The sequence below is a fragment of the Amycolatopsis sp. NPDC058340 genome (assembly GCF_042723975.1).
Classification (GTDB): Bacteria; Actinomycetota; Actinomycetes; order Mycobacteriales; family Pseudonocardiaceae; genus Amycolatopsis.
Genome location: NZ_JBHXIB010000059.1, coordinates 1 through 14,658, shown reverse-complemented (window position 1 = coordinate 14,658; position 14,658 = coordinate 1). Strand labels below are relative to the sequence as shown.

At 70.2% G+C, this 14,658-nt stretch carries 17 protein-coding genes; 13 read left to right on the top strand and 4 right to left on the bottom strand.

Annotated elements, in window-relative coordinates:
- Positions 1-72 precede the first annotated feature (72 nt).
- The 5 genes from ACFWIW_RS36660 to ACFWIW_RS36640 all read left to right on the top strand — a co-directional run bounded on the left by ACFWIW_RS36660 (position 73) and on the right by ACFWIW_RS36640 (position 3,580).
- Complete coding sequence (locus tag ACFWIW_RS36660) at positions 73-387, top strand: type VII secretion target (RefSeq protein WP_378372682.1); 315 nt, start codon at positions 73-75, stop codon at positions 385-387.
- Positions 387-1,754, top strand: a complete 1,368-nt coding sequence (locus tag ACFWIW_RS36655) for a WXG100 family type VII secretion target (RefSeq protein WP_378372681.1) — start codon at positions 387-389, stop codon at positions 1,752-1,754. Before ACFWIW_RS36660 ends, ACFWIW_RS36655 begins: the two co-directional genes overlap by 1 nt.
- The gene (locus ACFWIW_RS36650) at positions 1,751-2,038 is read left to right on the top strand and encodes a hypothetical protein (protein WP_378372680.1); all 288 of its coding nucleotides are present in this window, start codon (positions 1,751-1,753) and stop codon (positions 2,036-2,038) included. The genes ACFWIW_RS36655 and ACFWIW_RS36650 overlap by 4 nt, the downstream gene beginning before the upstream one ends.
- A gap of 39 nt (positions 2,039-2,077) precedes the next feature.
- A complete protein-coding gene (locus ACFWIW_RS36645; protein ID WP_378372679.1) occupies positions 2,078-2,767 on the top strand; it encodes a hypothetical protein in 690 nt (229 codons plus the stop codon).
- A 66-nt stretch (positions 2,768-2,833) separates the two neighbouring features.
- Positions 2,834-3,580: a polysaccharide deacetylase family protein gene (locus ACFWIW_RS36640; RefSeq protein ID WP_378372678.1), complete on the top strand. Its 747-nt coding sequence runs from the start codon at positions 2,834-2,836 to the stop codon at positions 3,578-3,580.
- Here the strand turns inward: ACFWIW_RS36640 and ACFWIW_RS36635 are convergent.
- Positions 3,543-4,622, bottom strand: a complete 1,080-nt coding sequence (locus ACFWIW_RS36635; protein ID WP_378372677.1) for a sensor histidine kinase — start codon at positions 4,620-4,622, stop codon at positions 3,543-3,545. The two genes, ACFWIW_RS36640 and ACFWIW_RS36635, sit on opposite strands and share 38 nt — an antisense overlap.
- 37 nt (positions 4,623-4,659) lie before the next feature.
- Between ACFWIW_RS36635 and ACFWIW_RS36630 the strand changes: the two genes are divergently transcribed.
- Positions 4,660-5,283, top strand: coding sequence for a response regulator (locus ACFWIW_RS36630; RefSeq protein WP_378372676.1), 624 nt, complete (start codon positions 4,660-4,662; stop codon positions 5,281-5,283).
- On the opposite strand, the gene ACFWIW_RS36625 is transcribed toward ACFWIW_RS36630, so the two are convergent.
- Together ACFWIW_RS36625 and ACFWIW_RS36620 are read right to left on the bottom strand one after the other, a co-directional pair.
- Positions 5,278-8,265: a BTAD domain-containing putative transcriptional regulator gene (locus tag ACFWIW_RS36625; protein WP_378372675.1), complete on the bottom strand. Its 2,988-nt coding sequence runs from the start codon at positions 8,263-8,265 to the stop codon at positions 5,278-5,280. The two genes, ACFWIW_RS36630 and ACFWIW_RS36625, sit on opposite strands and share 6 nt — an antisense overlap.
- 87 nt (positions 8,266-8,352) lie before the next feature.
- The gene (locus tag ACFWIW_RS36620; RefSeq protein WP_378372674.1) at positions 8,353-8,865 is read right to left on the bottom strand and encodes a hypothetical protein; all 513 of its coding nucleotides are present in this window, start codon (positions 8,863-8,865) and stop codon (positions 8,353-8,355) included.
- Positions 8,866-8,924: 59 nt separating this feature from the next.
- On the opposite strand from ACFWIW_RS36620, the gene ACFWIW_RS36615 reads away from it, so the two are divergent.
- From ACFWIW_RS36615 to ACFWIW_RS36605, 3 genes are all read left to right on the top strand, one after another.
- Positions 8,925-9,692 carry a class I SAM-dependent methyltransferase gene (locus ACFWIW_RS36615; protein WP_378372673.1) on the top strand — a complete coding sequence of 256 codons (768 nt, stop codon included), beginning with the start codon at positions 8,925-8,927 and terminating at the stop codon, positions 9,690-9,692.
- Between the two features lie 146 nt (positions 9,693-9,838).
- Positions 9,839-10,045, top strand: coding sequence for a heavy-metal-associated domain-containing protein (locus tag ACFWIW_RS36610; protein ID WP_378372672.1), 207 nt, complete (start codon positions 9,839-9,841; stop codon positions 10,043-10,045).
- Positions 10,046-10,050: 5 nt separating this feature from the next.
- Positions 10,051-10,272: a CDGSH iron-sulfur domain-containing protein gene (locus ACFWIW_RS36605; RefSeq protein ID WP_378372671.1), complete on the top strand. Its 222-nt coding sequence runs from the start codon at positions 10,051-10,053 to the stop codon at positions 10,270-10,272.
- Positions 10,273-10,323: 51 nt separating this feature from the next.
- Here ACFWIW_RS36605 and ACFWIW_RS36600 read toward each other — a convergent pair whose 3' ends face one another.
- Positions 10,324-10,605: a metal-sensitive transcriptional regulator gene (locus ACFWIW_RS36600; protein WP_016331924.1), complete on the bottom strand. Its 282-nt coding sequence runs from the start codon at positions 10,603-10,605 to the stop codon at positions 10,324-10,326.
- 146 nt (positions 10,606-10,751) lie between these two features.
- Here ACFWIW_RS36600 and ACFWIW_RS36595 point away from each other — a divergent pair, with 146 nt between their 5' ends.
- The 4 genes from ACFWIW_RS36595 to ACFWIW_RS36580 are packed head-to-tail and all read left to right on the top strand — an operon-like array spanning position 10,752 to position 14,552.
- The gene (locus ACFWIW_RS36595) at positions 10,752-11,033 is read left to right on the top strand and encodes a metal-sensitive transcriptional regulator (RefSeq protein WP_016331925.1); all 282 of its coding nucleotides are present in this window, start codon (positions 10,752-10,754) and stop codon (positions 11,031-11,033) included.
- Between the two features lie 21 nt (positions 11,034-11,054).
- A complete protein-coding gene (locus ACFWIW_RS36590) occupies positions 11,055-11,261 on the top strand; it encodes a heavy-metal-associated domain-containing protein (RefSeq protein ID WP_378372670.1) in 207 nt (68 codons plus the stop codon).
- Between the two features lie 40 nt (positions 11,262-11,301).
- Positions 11,302-12,270 (top strand): hypothetical protein, encoded by a 969-nt coding sequence (locus tag ACFWIW_RS36585; RefSeq protein WP_378372669.1) that lies wholly within the window; start codon positions 11,302-11,304, stop codon positions 12,268-12,270.
- 26 nt (positions 12,271-12,296) lie between these two features.
- Complete coding sequence (locus ACFWIW_RS36580) at positions 12,297-14,552, top strand: heavy metal translocating P-type ATPase (RefSeq protein WP_378372668.1); 2,256 nt, start codon at positions 12,297-12,299, stop codon at positions 14,550-14,552.
- Positions 14,553-14,658: the final 106 nt, after the last annotated feature.

Here is a 14,658-nt window from a genome sequence, read left to right as displayed (position 1 = left end):
TCACGCGGATGAAAGCCGCGTGAAAGCCGCGTTCCTAACCTCTTTCGTGGGGCAGGGACGAGAGGGGTTCGCGTGGGGTACGAAGTCGATCCAGCGAAGTTGCTGGAGGTGAGTGACGAGCTCGGGACCATCGGCACCGGGCTGCGGTCGGTGAGCGGGCAGGTGGCGCACACCGTCGTGGCCCGGCTGGACTTCGGCGGCGACCGCTATCAGGGCCACGGCGCCGCATACCTCGCCGCGAACGGCGAGCTGGCGGGTCTCGCCGTCAAGCTGGTCGGTGACATCGACGAGATTTCCCGCCTGCTGCGGGAGTCCGCCGGTGTCTACGGGGACACCGAGTCGGACTTCGCGTCACGGCTCGACGCCCTGCGCGAGGGGGCCGGCTGATGGCCTGGTGGGACGAAGCCAAGGCGAGGTACCGGCCGGCCGGGCCGAACGGCCAGGTCAGCCCGACCGACGAGGAGATCAGGGCGATCCTCGACGACCCCGACGTCTCCGACGAGACGAAACGGGAGCTCATCGCCGCGTGGAGCTACGACTACGCGACGGGCTACATCTGGGGTGACGTCATCACCCAGGAACGCACCGGGTACGACCCGGACGCCGTACCGGACGAGGTGAAGGAGTACATCGAGGAGTACGACGCCCAGGAGTACGTGGACAACTACGCCGCGAACGCCATCAACAACGGCGCGTTGAGTCAGGCGGTCAACGACGCCGCGACCATCGCGACGTACGGCGAGGAGCACCCCGGGGGCCCCGGCCCGCTGCCCGGGTCCGGCAACCCCGGCGCGGATATGCAGGCCGCGATCGACCAGGCGGAGAACGAGCGCAGGTACGCGGACGATCTGGACGAGCAACGGGAGAACGCCCGGCAGCTCCAGTCCTACGCGGACAACTTGAAGGCCACCGGCAGCTCCGGCGCCGCGAGTTCGGAGGAGATCTTCGACTCCGGCGAGATCGGTCTGGACTTCTTCAAGCTGTTCTGGGGGAAGTACTGCCGGTACCGAAGCGGTGGATCCCGGGCGGGCGCCCGCGGTTCGGGCGATGGCGGCACGTCCTTGACCGGTAACCCGTTCGCGGACAAGTGGATCTTCAAGGCCCGGTACAACGAGCAGCGTGAGGTGGTGTTCAAGCGCTTCAGTCTCCAGGCCGACCAGTACGCACAGGCGGTCGGCCGTCTTCAACGCCATGTCGACGAGCTCATCACGGCCCAGGGCGACCTGTTCGCCGATTGGGAGGGGGAGGCCGCGGACACCGCGTCGTCGCGCTACGACGACGCGGTGGGCCAGGCCAGGGCCCTGATGAAGGAGCTGGCCGACGCCGGCAAGGTGCTGATCGAGGTCCGCGGCGCGCTGGAGCGGATGTGCGTGGCCAAGGCGCAGACCGTGAACGGCCTGTTCTCGTCGGATATCAACGGGATCGGGCCGGATATCGTCGACCGGCTGGTCACGGTCGCGAAGGGCGGGGCGAGTGACGAGGACATCCTTTATGTGGCCTCGCAGTTCGGCATACCGGCCGACCAGGAGTGCCTGAACATCAGCGACGACGTCAAGGCCGAAGTCCGGCAGTCGGCGGCCGAGTGGTGCGACGGCAACCTGGTGCCGGTGGTGGAGACGAGGGTCGAGGCGTTCTGGGACGTCTGCGACGCCACCGACGAGGGGTTCGAGGAAGTCCTCGGCGTGATGAGGGAGATGCTCGGACAGGGCGCGCGGTCCGGTGCCGGCGGGCGGCGGGAGGTGATGCCGCGATGACCGGGGAGGAGCGCGTCGAGCGGATGCGCGCGCGGTTCGCCGACCTGATCGAGGGCAACCGGCACCGGATCGCGGCCAGGGCCGAGCGGTGCTACGCCGCGGAGAAAGCGGGCGCGGAGAAGTCCGCGGCACTGACGCGACGCTGGCACAAGCGGGTCGCCGCGATCCGGCGCAGAGCGGAGGACCGCCGTAACGCCTTCGCGCCACCGAGTTCACGACGGCCCCGGGAGTTCGACTTCGAGCCGGACTGGGACGACGATCCGGGCCCCCGGCGGCTCCGGTAGCCCGGCGACCGTCCTTTTCCGACAGACCAGAGGAGTTCGATGACTCAGCCCGGCCCGCCTGGGTATCAGCCGTACTACCACCAGCAGGCCGCCTGGGGACCGCCGCCACCCTTGCCGCACAAGCGAAAGACCGGTCCGCTGATCGCGGTGCTGGTCATCGTGCTGGTGGTCGTCGTCGGTGGCGGCGGGGCCCTGCTGTACTTCGGATTGAGCGATTCCGGCAAGGCCTCTCCGCGGGTGGACGCCTCCCAGGACCTGGAGAAGGCACCGGGTGGATGCGCGGTCCTCACCGAGGCGGAGGTGGCGCCGTACATCCCTGGCCGGATGGACTTCAAACCGTTGTCGGGCAACACCTCGACGGACACGTCCGAGCAGGGCCAGTGCAGCTGGAACAACAACGACCACTACCTCAAGGACAAGGTCGGTGCGGCGTTCGTGATCGTCACCAGCTACGTCTTCCGCGCCACCCGCGAAAAGTCGGGAGTGGACGCCGCGAAGGAGCATCTGAAACGCCGAGTGCCGAACGGAGGCGAGGTGGGTGTGCAGGGCGCCGAAGAAGCCCTGCTGGTCGCCACCGGGAAGACCGGCAACCAGGCGAAGGTCGCGGTGCGCTACCGCAACGTCGTCTATCACCTCGACTATCTCAACAAGACCGAAGGCGTTCGGGTCCAGAGCAGGCTGACCGAGCTGGCCGCCGTCGTCGTCGGCAAGGCGGTGCCCAAGGGGTGACCGGGAGCGAAGGTACTAGGACCTCCGCCGCTTCCGCCTCGGCGGGCGATCGGTCAGGGTGCCCGTATGCGCGTCCTCCCCGCTTCACCGCGTGCCCGCAAGGTCGTGGTGCTCGGCCTGATCGCCGCCGTCGTGCTGGCGGCCTCGGCCTTCGGCCTCGATCGGCTGGTCAACGCCCGGACCTTCCAGTTCTACGGCGGCCTGACCCATCGGGTCGACGTGCCGGACAAGGTCGTGGCGCTCACCTTCGACGACGGGCCCGACCCGGCGGGTACCGCGGAACTCCTCGACGGCCTGCGCGCGGCCGGGGTGCCCGCCACCTTCTACCTGACCGGGCGGGAGCTGGAACGGCACCCGGATCTCGGCGCGCGGATCGCCGCCGCCGGTCACGAGCTCGGTAACCACTCCTACTCCCACGAGCGGATGGTCTTCGTGTCCGCCGAAACGGTGGCCACCGAGATCGAGCGCACCGACGCGCTGATCCGCCGGACCGGCTACCGCGGCGAAATCACGTTCCGCCCGCCCAACGGCAAGAAACTGCTGGCCCTGCCGCGCTATCTCGCCGAGCATCGGCGGCGGACGATCATGTGGGACGTCGAACCGGACTCCTACCCCGAGGTGGCCGCCGGCGCCTCCGGTATCGCCGAATACACCGCCGAGCACGTGCGGCCCGGCTCGATCGTCCTGTTGCACGGGATGTACCAGAGCCGGACCACGACCAGGCAAGCGGTGGTCCCGCTGGTCGAACGGTTGCGTGGGCTCGGTTATCGGTTCGTCACGGTGTCCGGGCTGCTGGCCCGGCAGCCGGGATGACCGCACGGACCACCCAGTGCCGCCCGCGCGGGCCGAATTCCAGCCGCCCGCCGTGTTCGGCCAGTTCTCCGGCCACGCTGGCCAGCCCGAAGCCGCTGCCGCCACCCGGTCTCGTGGTGGCGGGCAGTTCGCTGCGGACCTCGACCCGCACGTCGTCGTCGTGGTGCCGCACGGTGATCCGCACCAGGGTGCCGGGGCCGGCGTGCCGCAACGCGTTCGTGGCCGCCTCGGCGATCACCCGCTCGGCCAGCGCCCCGGCCACCCCGTCCGGTACGCCGGTGGGTTCGTCCAGCACGAGCCCGGCGGCGCGCAGCCGGGCGAGGAGCTCGGGCAGGTCGGTGGGCGCGGGCGGCGGATGCTCGTCCTCGGCGAGGTCGCGGAGCGTCCGCCGGACCTCGGTGAGCGCGTCCCGGCCGGCGGTGAGGATCGTGTCCACGCGTTCGCGGGCCGGTTCGCCGAGATCGGCGGTCGCGCGCAACGCCTCGGCCTGCACGAGCATCACCGTCGTGGTGTGGGCGAGCGTGTCGTGCAGCCGCCGGGCCGTGCGCTCCCGGCGTTCCGCGGCCGCGGTTTCCGCGCTGTGGCGGGCTTGCTGCTCGACGAGCCGGGCGCGGTCGGCCACGTGCCGTCGCCGTTCCATGCCCATCGTCCAGGCCACGGCGAAGGCCACCAGCGCCAGCGAAGTGCCGTCCACCAGGCCCTTGAACTCGCCCATCACCACCGCCACGGCGGCTGCCGCGCCGAGGGCGACCACCCGGTGCCCGGCACGGTTCGGCAGGGCGGCCACGGTGTAGAGCGCGAGCAGGACCGGCACGTAGGCCACGTTGCGCGCGGGCCCCAGCAGCAGCTGCACCACGGTCGCCGCGGCGACGACCGCGAGCACGACGCCGGGTGCCCGCCGCCGCGCGGCCAGCGGCAGCAGCTGCGCGGCGGCGACGGCCATCGCCTGCCAGCTCCCCGTGCCAAGCCCGCTCGCCGAGAACAGCAGCGCGACCAGCAGGATCATCCCGAGGTCCGAACGCGCGCGGAGATGATTGAGCACGTCCCGACAGTAGAGTGTGCGCCATCGAGGTGATCCCATGGTTCGTGTCGTCGTGGTCGACGACCACGCCCTGGTCCGCGAAGGGCTGGCGATGGTGCTGGCCGCGCAGCCCGGTTTGACCGTCGCCGCGCACTGCGCCGGCGGGCCGGAGCTGCTCGACTTCCTCCGCACCGCGCGGGAACCGGTCGACGTGGTCCTGCTCGACCTCTACCTGCCGGACATGGACGGCCTGGAGACCCTGCGCCGCCTGCGCGAGCAAATGCCCGCCCCGCCGCCCGTGCTGATGCTGACCACCATCGGGAGGCGGCACGAGATCCGGCAGGCGCTGGCCGCCGGTGCCGCCGGCTTCGTGCTGAAGGACGCCACGGGGGCCGAGCTGGCCGCCGCCGTCCGCGGCGCGCACGACGGGATGACCGTGATCAGCCCGTCCGCGGCGGCCACGCTGTGCGGTACCGGTGACCCGGGCCTGACCCCGCGCGAGCGCGAAGTGCTGTCTCTGCTCGGTTCCGGACTGTCCAACCGCGACATCGCGGGACGGCTCGGGCTGGCCGAACGCACGGTCAAGGTGCACGTCGGCAATGTGCTGGCCAAACTCGGCGTCACCAGCCGGACCCAGGCCGCGCTGCGCGCGCGGGCCCTGCTCGGCGCGCGGGATTCATGAGCCGCCCAGGTTTTCGAGCTTCGCCCTGATTCCGGCGGCCTGGGGGACGTCGAGGTCGCGGTAGAAGTCGAGTACCTGGAGCCAGTGCCGGCGTGCCTCGTCGTGCTCGCCCCGTTCGGCGTGGAGGTCACCGATTCCGGCGTGGGCGTGCGCCACCTGCTCGCGGTGGCCTGCCTCGGTGGCGACGGCCAGCGCGTCGCCGTACCAGCGGAGGGCCTCGGTGTGGCGTCCCGCGGAGGCGTGGGTGGCGCCCAACGCGTTGAGCGTCTCGCAGATCACTTCCGTGTCACCGATGGCACGGGCGAGTGTCGCCGCTTCCTCGTGGTGGCGCAAGGCCCGCTCGCCGTCGCCCCGTCGCCGGTACACCACCCCCATAACCCTCAGGCAATCCGCTTCCTGGGTGCGGAAACCCGATGCCCTGGCGAGAGCCAAGCCGCGCTGGGCGTGGTCGAAGGCTGCGTCGTCCTGTCCGATGTGGAGGTACATCTTGGCCAGGAGGTTGACCGCGTTGCATTCGATGTGTTCGTCGTGGTTTTCCTGGCACAGGGCGAAAGCCACGTCGAGATGCCGCCGTGCCTCTTCGGGAAGGCCGAGGCTCAGCAGGTTCTGGGAATGGTTGATCCTGACCGCGCAGTGCAGATACCAGCTTTCGTCCGGATCGGTCAGCGCGAGTGCCTGCTCGAACCTGTGCCGGGCCGCTTCCAGCTCGCCCTTCTTCCCGTACACACAGCCGAGGAAGCTCAACGTCGCCGCCTGGAACCCCCGATCCCCGGTGCGGTGGAACGCGGCCATCGCCCACTCGAGATGGTCGATCGCTTCGCGGTCCTGGCCCCTGCGTGACATCGTGGCACCGAGAATGCGCCGCGCCCTCGCTTCCGCGCGTTCGTCTTTCAGGGCACGAGCGGCGTCGACCGTGCGAGTGTGCAGGACGACCGCGTCGTCGTAGTACCCGCCGGTGTCGAGGTAACGCCACACGGTCTCCGACAGGTGGATCACGGACGCCGGCCCGCCGTGCCCGCAGACCTCCAGCAGGTTGGCCCGCTCGGCGTCGAGCCAGCGCCACGCGTGGTCGTAGGTCGAGAACAGCGGTGCCTCCCCGTGGGAGACCGGTGCCTTCGGCCTCGGGGCGTAGTCGTCTCGCGCGATGACGTCCATCGCGGCCGAAGCCGTGGACAGGTAGTGGTCGAGCAGCCTGCTCAGCGCGGCCTCGCGTTCGTCGGCGCTGTCGGTGGATTCGGCGAGTTCGGCGGCGTACGCCCGCAGCAGATCGTGGGAACGGTAGCGGCCGTCGGAAGACTGATCGACGAGATGGGCCCTGCGCAGCACGTCCAGCGCTCGGCGCGTCTCCCGCGGCCCGGTGCCGGCCAGCGCCGCCGCCGCGTGGTCGTCCGTGTCGTGCCCGGGATGCAGGCCGAGGCGCCGGAACAGCCGGGCCGCCGTCGCGTCCAGCTTCCGGTACGACCACGAGAACACGGCGCGCACGGCGGTCTGCGGATCACCGTCGACGTCCAGCAGATCGAGAGCGTCCTGCTGGCGGGAAAGCTCTTCGACGAATTCGCCGAGGCCGCGAGCGGGCCGCGACCGGATCAGCTCGGCGGCGATCCGCAACGCCAAGGGCAGCCGGGCGCACCGTTCCACCAAGGCGGCGGCCGCCTCCGGCTCGGCGTCCACCCGGTCGGTGAGCAGTTCGCGGAGCAGAACGCGGGCGTCCTCGTCCGGCAGCCGATCGAGATCGAGCCGGTGGGCGCCCTCGCGGGCGACGAGACCGGCCAGCGCGTCCCGGCTGGTCGCCACCACGAAACACGAAGAGCTCCCGGGCAGCAGGGGACGCACCTGCTCGACCGTGCGGGCGTTGTCCAGCACGATCAGCATCCGGCGACGGGCGACGAGGGTGCGAAACCGCGCGGCGCGCTCGGCGAGGTCCTGCGGGATCGCCGCGCCGTCCAAGTCCAGCGCGCGCAGGAAGCCCGCCAGCGCGTCTTCCGGCGAGACCGGCTGGTCGGGGCCGTAGCCACGCAGATCCACGTACAGCTGACCGTCGGGGAACCGGTCCCGCACCCGGTGTGCCCAGCGCACGGCCAGCGCCGTCTTGCCCACTCCGGCGGTTCCGGCGACGGCCGAGACCACCGCGGCCTCCCCGGTGGCGAGGAGGCCGTCGAGTTCCGCGAGCTCGGCGTCCCTGCCCACGAATCCGCGCACGTCCACCGGCAGCTGGGCGGGCACACTCGTGGGCGGGGCCTTCTCGTCCGGCGCCAGTGACTCTCCCGCGAGCATGCGCTGATGCAGCTCACGCAACTCGGGGCCGGGGTCCACGCCGAGTTCTTCGACGAGCGTGTCCCGTGCCGTGCGATACGCCCGCAACGCTTCGGCCTGTTGCCCAGCGCGGTACAGGGCGGTCATGAGCAGGCCGTGCAGCCGCTCGCGAACCGGGTACCGGCGCACCAGATCCGTCAGTTCGCCGATGATCGCCGCGTTCAGCCCGCAGGCGAGTTCGGCCTCGTAGAGCGTCTCCAGCGCGACCGACCTGAGCTCGGCGAGCCGCTGCGCCCAGTCGGCGAGCAGCGGGACGTCCACGTCACGGAACGGGTCGCCCTGCCACAGGCCCAACGCCCCGCGCAGGACGTCGACCGCACGCTGTGGGTCCTCGCCGGCGACTTCTCGCGCTTCGTCGAACAGCGACGCGAACCGCTCCGAGTCCAGCTCTCCCGGCAGCACCCGCAGCCGGTAGCCCGCTTCACCGAACGACAGCCGATCCGGCTCGGCGAGCACACTCCGGAGCCGGTGAACGTGGAGCTGCAGCCGCTGGCCGTGCCGCGGGTCTCGGTGGTCGCCCCACAACGCGCCGGTCAGCACGTCCACCGGCACCGGCTGGTTCGCCCGCGCGAGCAGCACACCGAGCAGGATGCCCTGCAACCGTCCCGCCGGCGCCTCGTCCCGCCCGTCGCGTCGGATCCGCAGCGGTCCCAGCACCCGAAACTCCACGGCATCCTCCCCAGCGCCCGCTCACCGCCACCAGTGTGGCGTACGGGCGCGCACCGGCTCGACCGAGGCGGCGCGTGCGGGGCGGGGCTATCCGTCCCGCCAGTGCCTCAGAGTCCCCATTTTGTATTCGCGGATACCATCCCAGGCGAAGAAGATCACCGTCTTGAATCCGACGTATCCTTCAGGCCAATCGAAGTCGCAAACCTTGGTGGTTCCACCGCCCGAATTGTTGTAACACATCCAATGCCTCGCGGTTCCGTCGACGGTCATCTGCACCCGGGCCATGACCGGATTCCCGTCGGCGCAATGGTCTCGTACCGTGACGCGGTCTCCGTTCAGCGTGACCCACGCGTCGCCGACGGACCTGCGTTCACCCCAGCAGTTCATCGAGGTGGCCATGCTGACCGGTCCGACGTCGATACTGCCGGCCCCGGCCGCCGCGGCACTGGCGTTCGTGGCGGGCACTTGCGACAAAAGAATCAGCGCTGTCGCCGCGACCGGGGTGAGAAGGCGCGAAAAACGGGCCATGGTGTTCCCTTCGAATTCGGGGATCGCTTTTGCCGACGGTAGATCGCGCCCGGCACCGTGCGCAGGGGTCATTCGCACCCTGTTCGGGGACCGCTACGGTTGCCGTGCGGGACGACCACCCAGGGGGACGAATGAGCGAGACGCTGGACGAGACCGTCGCGGGCATCATGGCGAGAGTCAGCACGACGATCGCCGAGGGCGACAGCATGTTCGCGGGCAACAACACCGAGCACTACCTGAGCGTGTCCAGGGACGCGTTGCGGGCGGTGCTGGCCGCGTTGCGGGTCACGGGGCGGCCGGAACCGAAGCGGGTCTTGGACTTCGGGTGTGGTTACGGCCGGGTGATGCGTTCGCTGCGGGCCGCCTTCCCGGCGGCGGAGCTGATCGCGTGCGACATGGACCCGGCGGCGCTGGCCAGTTGCGCCGAGGCGTTCGGCGCGCGGGCGGTGACCGGTGCCCCGGACGTCGACGACATCGAGCAGGTGACCGATGTGGACCTGCTGTGGTGCGGTTCGGTGCTGACCCATCTCGATGCCCCGGCCTGGGGTCCGCTGCTGCGCTACTTCTCCCGCGCGCTGGCTCGCGGCGGCGTCGCGGTGGTCACCACGCACGGCCGCCGGATGGCGATACGTGCCGAGGCGGGCAAGGACTACGGGCTGGACGCCCGTGCCACCGACCGCATGCTCGCCGCGTACAAGGCTTGCGGTTTCGGTTACAACGACTACGCGGGCAACGACGGCTACGGCATCTCGCTCAGCTCGCCCGGCTGGGCGGTGCAGCGCGCGCTGGAGGCGCCCGGCCTGCGCCTCGCCGGATACGACGAGGCCGCGTGGGATCGCCATCAGGACGTGATGGTGCTGGTGAAGGACGCCGACACGATCCTGAAGTCGGACCTCTAAACCCATACCCCGTATCGAGCTGTCCGTGAAGGCCTCCTTGAGGGACCCAGAGTCCCTCAAGGAGGCCTTCACGGACTTTGTCGCGCCCGCATCCTGTGCTATACCCTACGGGGGTAATGTATGATCGAACCGAAGGGTGAGAACTGATGGACACCACCGTGTACACGGTCAAGGGCATGACGTGCTCGGGTTGCCTGAACAAGGTGACGGCGGCGGTGAACGGCGTCGCCGGGGTCAGCGACGTCGACGCGGATATCGCGACCGGCGAAGTGACCGTCGTGAGCAAGGGGCCGGTCGACACGCGGCTGGTGCGATCCGCGGTCGAGGAGGCCGGCTACGAGGTGGTCGGCTGAAGGTGATGGCCGAGGAGAACGGGGCTGAACCGGCCGTCGTCATCAAGGTCGTGGACAACGGGCCGTATCAGGTGAAAGGGCCGGTCCGGCTCGTCGGCCACGACGGCGAAGAGTACGAGCCGATCGGGCGCACGCAATTGCTGTGCAGGTGCGGGAAGTCGGCGAAGAAGCCGTTCTGCGACGGCGCTCATGTCCGGACCGGGTTCAGGGCGACCAGGGAAGAATGAAAAGCGGGCGGGTGACTGAAGGTCATCCGCCCGCTTCGTGTGTCAGGAGGTTCAGGAACGCACCAGGCGCGCGATCGCTTCGGAGGCTTCCCGGATCTTCCTGTCCGCCTCGGGGCCGCCTTTCGCGGCGGCTTCGACGACGCAGCCCGCCATGTGCCGCTCGAGGAGTTCGAGCGAGAACGATTGCAAGGCGCGGGTCGCCGCCGAAACCTGGGTGAGGACGTCGATGCAGTACTTGTCCTCTTCGACCATCTTCTGCAGACCCCTGATCTGCCCCTCGACGCGTCGTAGGCGTTTGAGCTGACGCTCCTTGTCGTCGCCGTGATCGGCCACGCTCACTCCTCGAGTCGGGATTCGCGTACGTCCCAATCATGCCCGTCCACGGCCGGCGCGTCGAAGACGGGCGGTGAGATACACCACTGGGGTATGCCTGTTGCCCTACCCCCCTAGGGTATGTAGAGTCCTCGGTGGAGGTCGAGATGCACGGATACACGCAAGGCAAGGACGAATACCTGACCCGGCTGCGGCGGATCGAAGGACAGATCCGTGGCCTGCAGCGGATGGTCGAAGAGGACAAGTACTGCATCGACATCCTCACGCAGGTGTCCGCGGCCACCAAGGCGTTGCAGTCGGTGTCGCTGGGGTTGATGGACGAACACCTCCGGCACTGCGTGTCCGACGCCATCGCCAAGGGCGGCGACGAAGCCGACGAGAAGATCAAAGAGGCGAGCGACGTCATCGCCCGCCTAGTCCGTTCCTGATATCCCGCGAGGAGAACCACGATGAGCGAGACCACCTACACCGTCACCGGCATGACCTGCGGCCACTGCGTCCGTTCCGTCACCGAAGAGGTCGGCAAGATCGCGGGCGTCACCGGCGTCCGCGTGGATCTGCCCACCGGCGCGGTGACCGTGACCAGTGCGCAGGAACCCGCGGTCGCCGATGTGCGCGCCGCCGTCGAAGAAGCCGGATACGAGCTGACCGCCTGATCCCGATCGCGGGTTCATGGCCCGCACTAAGGACTTCACGATGAACACAGTTGCGAAGCTCTCCGCCTACGGTGTGGCGCTTGCCCTGGTCGCCGGTGGCGCCTGGGCCGCAGGCACCGCTGTCGGTCCTTTCGCCGGCGCCGCCGGCCTTCCCGGCGGCGAGGACGCCGGGCATGGGGACGCTCACAGCGGCACCGTCGCGGAGGCGGCGCCGACCGACGAGCCCGGCGGGCTCGCGTCGTCCAGGGGCGGCTACACCCTCACGCCCACCACCACGACGCTCACGCCGGGGACGAACCAGACCTTCTCCTTCAAGATCCTCGGCCCGGACGGCGCTCCGGTCACCGCGTACGACGTCGAACACGAGAAGCGGATGCACCTGATCGTCGTCCGTCGCGACACGGCCGGTTTCCAGCACGTGCATCCCGAACTCGCGCCCGACGGCGTGTGGAGTGTCCCGCTGGCCCTGCCCCAGGCGGGCAGCTACCGCGTCTTCGCGGACTTCAAGCCGACGGGCGGCTCGGCCTCGACACTCGGTGCCGACATCGCCGCGGCGGGGGATTTCAAACCCGTCGAGCACCGGCCCTCACGCGTCGCGAACGTCGACGGCTACCAGGTCCGCCTGGACGGCGAGCTGACGCCGGGCAAGTCGTCGAAGGTGACCCTGACGGTGACCAAGGACGGCCGCGACGTGACCGATCTGCAGCCGTACCTGGGCGCCTACGGGCACTTGGTGGCGCTGCGCGGTGGCGACCTCGCCTACCTGCACGTCCACCCGGACGGCGAGCCCGGAGACGGCCGCACGAAGCCCGGCCCCACGGTGACCTTCTTCGCCGAAGTCCCCTCGGCGGGGACGTACCGGCTGTTCCTCGACTTCCAGCACCAGGGCGAGGTTCGCACCGCCGAGTTCACCGTCGCCACCGCGGGCACACCCGCACCGGCCCCTTCGGCGCCCCAGAACCAAACCCCACCCCCGGCGGCCGGCGACGGCCACGGCGGACACGGCTGACCGCGAGCACGAAAGGAGCGACCACGATGACTTCCGATCTGGACCAGGCCACCACGGCCGAGGTCGAACTCGCGATCACCGGGATGACCTGCGCGTCGTGCGCGATGCGTATCGAGAAGAAGCTGAACAAGCTGGACGGCGTCACCGCCACGGTCAATTACGCCACGGAGAAGGCGAAGGTCACCTACAGCGGGGACATCGAACCCCAGCGGCTGATCGAGCAGGTGGAGGCGGCCGGATACGCGGCCGCCCTGCCCGCTCCGCCGAAGCAGGAGCAGCCGGACGGGCCCGCCGAAGAGGCCGATCCGATCGGGCCGCTGCGGCAGCGGCTGATCGGTTCCACGGTGCTGTCGGTGCCGGTGATCCTGCTGGCCATGGTGCCGGCGTTCCAGTTCACCTACTGGCAGTGGATCTCGCTGACGCTGGCCGCGCCGGTGCTGGTGTGGGCCGCGTGGCCGTTCCACAAGGCGGCGTGGGCGAATCTGCGCCACGGCGCGGCCACCATGGACACCCTGATTTCGATGGGCACGCTCGCCGCGTTCCTGTGGTCGCTGTACGCGCTGTTGTTCGGCAGCGCGGGGACACCGGGGATGACGCACGCCTTCGAGCTGACCGTGGAGCGGATGGCCGGGGACGGCAACATCTATCTCGAGGTCGCCGCCGGGGTGACGACGTTCATCCTCGCCGGACGGTACTTCGAGGCGCGGTCCAAGCGGCGGGCCGGTGCCGCGCTGCGGGCTCTGCTGGAGCTGGGCGCGAAGGACGTCGCCGTGCTCCGTGATGGCAAGGAAGAGCGGATCCCGGTCGACCGGCTCATCGTCGGGGACCGGTTCGTGGTCCGGCCGGGGGAGAAGATCGCGACCGACGGCGTGATCACCGAAGGCAGTTCCGCCGTCGACGCGAGCATGCTGACCGGTGAGAGCGTCCCCGTCGAGGTCGGGCCCGGCGACGCCGTGGTCGGCGCGACGGTCAACGCGGGCGGACGGCTCGTCGTCCGTACGACGCGGGTCGGCGCGGACACGCAGCTGGCGCAGATGGCGAAGCTGGTGGAGGACGCGCAGACCGGCAAGGCACAGGTCCAGCGGCTGGCCGACCGGGTTTCGGGTGTGTTCGTGCCGATCGTGATCGCGCTCGCCGTCGGCACGCTGATGTTCTGGCTCGGGGCCGGCGGTTCGGTCGCGGCGGCGTTCACCGCCGCGGTGGCCGTGCTGATCATCGCCTGCCCGTGCGCACTGGGGCTGGCGACGCCGACCGCGCTGCTCGTGGGTACCGGGCGGGGTGCGCAGCTAGGCATCCTGATCAAGGGCCCGGAAGTGCTGGAGTCCACGCGTTCGGTCGACACGGTCGTCCTCGACAAGACCGGCACCGTGACCACCGGGCAGATGTCGCTGGTGGCGGTCCATGTCGCCGAAGGCGCCGACGAGGAGACGACGCTGCGCTTGGCCGGTGCGCTGGAGAACGCGTCGGAGCACCCGATCGCGCAGGCCATCGCCCGCGCGGCACGGGAGCGGGTGGGCGAGCTGCCCGCCGTCGAGGAGTTCACCAACGTCGAAGGCCTTGGCGTGCAAGGGATCGTCGACGGCAAGGCGGTGCTGGCCGGACGCAGTGCGCTCCTGGAGGAGTGGGCGCACCACCTGACGGCGGACCTCGCCGAGACGAAGGCGTCCGAAGAGAAGGACGGCCGGACGGCGATCGTGGTCGGCTGGGACGGGAAGGCCCGTGCCGTCCTCGTCGTCGCCGACACGGTGAAGCCGACCTCCGCCGAAGCCATCACCCGGCTGCGGGCGCTCGGCCTGACCCCGGTGCTGCTCACCGGGGACAACGAGGCCGTGGCCCGCGCGGTGGCCGCGGAAGTCGGGATCACCGAGGTGATCGCCGAGGTCCTGCCCAAGGACAAGGTCGACGTGGTCAAGCGGCTGCAGGGCGAGGGCAAAGTGGTCGCGATGGTGGGCGACGGCGTCAACGACGCGGCCGCGCTGGCGCAGGCCGACCTCGGCCTGGCCATGGGCACCGGCACGGACGTCGCCATCGAGGCGTCGGATCTCACCCTCGTCCGCGGTGATCTGCGGGCGGCGGTGGACGCGATCCGGCTCTCGCGGCGGACATTGCGCACCATCAAGGGCAACCTGTTCTGGGCGTTCGCCTACAACGTCGCGGCGCTGCCACTGGCAGCGGCGGGGCTGCTCAACCCGATGATCGCGGGCGCCGCGATGGCGTTCAGTTCGGTCTTCGTGGTCACGAACAGCCTGCGGCTCAAGGGATTCCGCGGTACGGCGAGCTGACCGCTCGCTCGGACGAGGCGCGGGGGGGGGCCCTCCCGGGGCGCCGGGGCGGCGCGTTTGGGTGGGGCGGGCCCGCACCCGGGCGGGGGGGGGGGGGCGCCGAGCA

Coding starts and splice junctions, on each gene's coding strand:
- ACFWIW_RS36620 (WP_378372674.1), bottom strand. CDS start 8,865: ATGACCCCTGCGCACGGTGCCGGGCGCGATCTACCGTCGGCAAAAGCG.
- ACFWIW_RS36615 (WP_378372673.1), top strand. CDS start 8,925: ATGAGCGAGACGCTGGACGAGACCGTCGCGGGCATCATGGCGAGAGTC.
- ACFWIW_RS36585 (WP_378372669.1), top strand. CDS start 11,302: ATGAACACAGTTGCGAAGCTCTCCGCCTACGGTGTGGCGCTTGCCCTG.
- ACFWIW_RS36640 (WP_378372678.1), top strand. CDS start 2,834: ATGCGCGTCCTCCCCGCTTCACCGCGTGCCCGCAAGGTCGTGGTGCTC.
- ACFWIW_RS36655 (WP_378372681.1), top strand. CDS start 387: ATGGCCTGGTGGGACGAAGCCAAGGCGAGGTACCGGCCGGCCGGGCCG.
- ACFWIW_RS36610 (WP_378372672.1), top strand. CDS start 9,839: ATGGACACCACCGTGTACACGGTCAAGGGCATGACGTGCTCGGGTTGC.
- ACFWIW_RS36605 (WP_378372671.1), top strand. CDS start 10,051: ATGGCCGAGGAGAACGGGGCTGAACCGGCCGTCGTCATCAAGGTCGTG.
- ACFWIW_RS36645 (WP_378372679.1), top strand. CDS start 2,078: ATGACTCAGCCCGGCCCGCCTGGGTATCAGCCGTACTACCACCAGCAG.
- ACFWIW_RS36595 (WP_016331925.1), top strand. CDS start 10,752: ATGCACGGATACACGCAAGGCAAGGACGAATACCTGACCCGGCTGCGG.
- ACFWIW_RS36580 (WP_378372668.1), top strand. CDS start 12,297: ATGACTTCCGATCTGGACCAGGCCACCACGGCCGAGGTCGAACTCGCG.
- ACFWIW_RS36650 (WP_378372680.1), top strand. CDS start 1,751: ATGACCGGGGAGGAGCGCGTCGAGCGGATGCGCGCGCGGTTCGCCGAC.
- ACFWIW_RS36630 (WP_378372676.1), top strand. CDS start 4,660: ATGGTTCGTGTCGTCGTGGTCGACGACCACGCCCTGGTCCGCGAAGGG.
- ACFWIW_RS36590 (WP_378372670.1), top strand. CDS start 11,055: ATGAGCGAGACCACCTACACCGTCACCGGCATGACCTGCGGCCACTGC.